This is a genomic window from Variovorax sp. AC103, assembly GCF_979254005.1.
Map to the genome: position 1 here is coordinate 9,021 of NZ_CEEDFC010000047.1, position 4,431 is coordinate 13,451.

The 4,431-nt window shown below is 68.1% G+C and carries 2 protein-coding genes; both read left to right on the forward strand.

Annotation, left to right across the window (positions count from 1 at the left end; genetic code table 11):
• The coding region (locus AC0IYU_RS34520) for an AAA family ATPase (RefSeq protein WP_472126829.1) at positions 1-1,130 on the forward strand (1,130 nt) is incomplete at its 5' end.
• A gap of 335 nt (positions 1,131-1,465) precedes the next feature.
• Positions 1,466-4,431 (forward strand): type VI secretion system Vgr family protein (locus AC0IYU_RS34525; protein WP_472126832.1); only part of this gene is annotated, 2,966 nt, incomplete at its 3' end.

Genomic DNA, 4,431 nt, shown 5'->3' on the forward strand with positions numbered 1-4,431 from the left:
CCCCACCCCAACCCTCCCCCGGAGGGGGAGGGAGCGAGAACCGCGCCGCGCTGCTGGCCGAACTGCACGAGCTGCAGGCCAAGATCCAGGCGGTGCAGGGCGAGAGCCCGCTGATTCTTCCCTCGGTCGACGAGCAGGCCGTGGCCTCCGTGGTCGCCGACTGGACCGGCATTCCGGTCGGCCGCATGGTGAAGAACGAAGTGGAGGCGGTGCTGAAGCTCGCCGACACGCTCAACCAGCGCGTGATCGGCCAGAAGCACGGCCTGGAGATGATCGCGCGCCGCATCCAGACCTCGCGCGCGCGCCTGGACAACCCGCAGAAACCCATCGGCGTGTTCATGCTGTGCGGCACCTCGGGCGTGGGCAAGACCGAGACGGCGCTGGCGCTGGCCGAGGCGCTGTACGGCGGCGAGCAGAACATCATCACCATCAACATGAGCGAGTTCCAGGAGGCGCACACCGTCTCCACGCTCAAGGGCGCGCCCCCGGGCTATGTGGGCTACGGCGAGGGCGGCATCCTGACCGAGGCGGTGCGCCGCCGGCCGTACAGCGTGGTGCTGCTCGACGAGGTCGAGAAGGCCCACCCGGACGTGCACGAGATCTTCTTCCAGGTGTTCGACAAGGGCTGGATGGAAGACGGCGAGGGCCGCATGATCGATTTCAAGAACACGATCATCCTGCTGACCACCAACGCGGGCAGCGAGCTGGTGATGAGCATGTGCCGCGACCCCGAACTGCTGCCGGACTCCAACGCGCTGGCCGATGCACTGAAGGCGCCGTTGATGAAGGTGTTCCCGCCCGCGCTGTTGGGCCGCATCGTCACCATTCCCTATTACCCGTTGTCGCCGGACATGATGAAGAAGATCGTGCGGCTGCAGCTGGGCCGCATCAAGAAGCGCGTGGAGGCGAACCACGGCGTGCCGTTCGACTACAGCGACGCGGTGGTGGACCAGGTGGTGGCGCGGTGCCAGGACCCGGAGTCGGGCGGGCGCGTGATCGACGCGATCCTTACCAACACGGTGTTGCCGACGATCTCTGTCGAGTACCTGCAGCGGCTGGCTTCCGGTGGGGAAATTCGCCGTGTTGCGCTCGATGTGAAGGACGCGGACTTCACTTACGCCTTCGACTGAAATGAACAGCTGCTTTTCGTTGTGTCGCTGCAGGGTTCATTCGGGGCGCGCTCACGCCGACGGGGTACCTTGCTCCGCGAATGTCCCCCGGGGCTGCGCCCCTCCTCCTTTATTTCGCTGCGCAAGGCACCCCATCGGCGTGAGCGTTGTTCGCAGCGGTCGTTGGTCGAGCTGCACGACGGCCGCGCTCGGTGTGCACAGGGCGTCGGGTGCTCCCCGCAGCGAAATAAAGGAGGAGGGCGAAGCCCGGGGGACATTCGCGGAGGGGAGTACCCGGCGGCCTGTGCACACGCCCTGAACAGCAGCGCCAAAGAACGACAGCAAAAAAGAAAACAATGGCTGACAACGAGTTCCGCATAGACAGCGATTCCCCCGCCAAGGACGACCTGATGTTCTGGCGCATCGTGGGCCACGAGGCGCTGGCGCGTCCGTCGGCCTACGAGCTCACGGTGCTGTCGAAGAACAAGGCGCTCGACGCCAAGGACATCCTCGGCCATGCCTTCGACGTCGTCATCGTATTCAAGGACGAAGACGGCGGCACGCACGAGCGGCACTGCCAGGGCCACGCCGTGCGCTTCGTGCGAGCGGGCCACATGGGCCGGCACTGCGAATACCGGATCACCCTGCGCTCCTGGTTCTGGCTGCTCACCAAGCGCGCCAACTCCCGCATCCTGCAGGACAAGAAGATTCTCGAAGTGCTCGACGCCGTGTTCGAAGACAGCCCCATCAAGCGCTTCAAGAAAACCAAGGCCGACAACGTCATCGGCACCCACAACCCGCGGCGGTACTGCGTGCAGCACCAGGAAAGCGACTACCAGTTCCTGTCGCGCCTGCTCGAGGACGAGGGCATCTACTACTGGTTCGACGCGCACGACGCGCCCGGCACCATGCACCTGTCGGACGCCAGCGACCTCGCGCACGACAAGCTGCCCGTGGCCGACACCCTGCGCCACATGGCCACCAACGCCGCCGAGCCGCGCTTCAACGAAATCTCGCGCTGGGTCAGCGCGCGCCAGTTCGACACCGGCAAGCATGCCTCGCGCGACAGCGACTTCAAGGCCATCAAGAAGAAGCTCGGCGCCGACATCGATTCCTCCGACGACCACGAGCTGGCCAACCTCGAAGTGTTCGAGTTTCCCGGCGGCTACTTCACGGGCGACGACGCCGAAACCCGCGCCAAGCTGCGCGGCGACGAACTCAATGCGCGGCGCGACCGACACTGGGCCGTGACGCCGTGGCCCGACGTTGCCGCCGGGCGCGGCTTCAAGTTCGAGGGCGACCCCGACGGCACGCGCAACGGCGACTACGTCATCGCGGCATGCACCTTCGTGGCCAGCCACCGCGGCTACGAAGGCGTGAGCGCCGCCAAGGCCGCGGCGCGGTCCGTGCACGACGCGCTGGCCGACGTGCTGCAAGACGACGCCGTCAACGCCGACACGCTGCCCGTGCTCCAGGAGCTGATGGCCGCCACGCCCGCGCTGGCCGCCGCACAGACGGGCGCCAGCATCTTCCTGCTCACCGTGATGCCGGCGGAGCGCCTGTTCCGCGCGCCGCGCCTCACGCCGCGCGTGACCATGCCGGGCCCGCAGACCGCCATCGTGGTCGGCCCCAAGGGCGACGAACTGCACGTGGACGACCACGGCCGCGTGAAGGTGCACTTTCACTGGGACCGCTACGACGAGAGCAACGAGAAGTCGACCTGCTGGGTGCGCGTGTCGCAACCCTGGAGCGGCAAGGGCTGGGGCGGGTACTTCATTCCGCGCATCGGGCAGGAGGTGATCGTCGACTTTCTCAACGGCGACCCCGACCGCCCCATCATCGTGGGCCGCGTCTACAACGACGACCAGCCCATTCCCTACAAGTCGCCCACGCAGAGCGGTTTCAAGACCCGCTCCACGCCCGGCGGCGGCCCCGCGAACTACAACGAGATCATGTTCGAGGACAAGAAGGGCGAGGAGAACATCAACATCCACGCCGAGCTCGACATGAGCCGCAGCGTGGAGCGCGACGACGGCACCACGGTGGACCGCGACCAGAGCATCACCGTCAAGCGCGACCAGACCAACCATGTGGAGCGCGACCGCAAGAGCACCGTGACGCGCAACGACACCAACATGGTGGTGGTCGACCAGAAGAACACCGTCAAGGGCAAGCAGAACAACCAGGTGGTGGGCAACCGCGACACCTTCGTGGACAGCAACGACACGCTCACGGTGACCGGCACGCACACCACCGACGTGACCGGTGCGCGCAAGGACACCTCGCGGGCCGGCGAAACCCGCAGCGTGATCGGCAACCAGACCGTCACCGTGAGCGGCAACCTGACCTACAAGGCCGCGAAGATGAGCTTCGAGGCCGGCCACATCGACTGGCTGGTGACGGGCGCCAGCTCCAAGTACATCACCGTGCCCACCGGGCCGCTGGGCCTGATGGCCAACAAGATCAAGATGATGAGCAACACCGGCATCGAGATGATGGCCGTGGGCAGCATCGACGCCACCTCGGTCGGGGCGAACACCACCATCCTCGGGCCCAACACCAGCGGCTACATCGGCATGAACAGCGAGGCCAACCTGGGCATCGCGCGCTCCACCTTCATGGGCATGAGCATCGAGAGCGCGCTGGCGATCTCCATCTCCAACTTCGTCGGCGTGGCCATCGAGAACTCGCTGGGCGTGAAGCTGCTGAACGGCGCGGCGCCCGAGATCAAGTCCTTCGCCATCGACCTGCAGCAGGCCGGCCTGCACACCTTCACGCCGGGCGTGGGTGCGGGTGCCGGCGATGCGGCTGCGGTAGCGGGCATCCTGGGCGGGGTGGTGGGCGCGGCGGGTGCCGACGCCGACATTGCCGCGACGCTGAAGCAGTACGCCGACGCGGCCAAGGCGCTGGACGAGGCCGCGCAGGAAGCGGCCGACCAGGGCCTGCCGGGCCTCGCGGGCCGGCTGGCGAGCCTGGCCGGCGCGACGCGGGGCCGGCAGGCGGCCGGCCAGTTCGGCTCGGACTCGCTGTTCGGCACGGTCGGCATGATCGTGGGCGAGGGCGCCATGGCCACCTTCGGCATCGACACGCCGGCGGAGACGCTGGGCAAGGAGCCGTCCATCAACTCGGACGGCTCGGCCATACCGCCACCACCGCCGGCCGCGCCCGCGGGGGGCGGTGCCAGCGCCGGCGCCGGCGCCAGCGGCAGCAGCGACGGCGCAGGTGCGGGCGGTGCCGGGGGGGCCGGTGGCGCCCGCGGCGCCAGCGGTGGAGCGGGCGCAGGTGGTGCCGGGGGGGCGGGCGGCGGGGGGGGGGGGGGGGG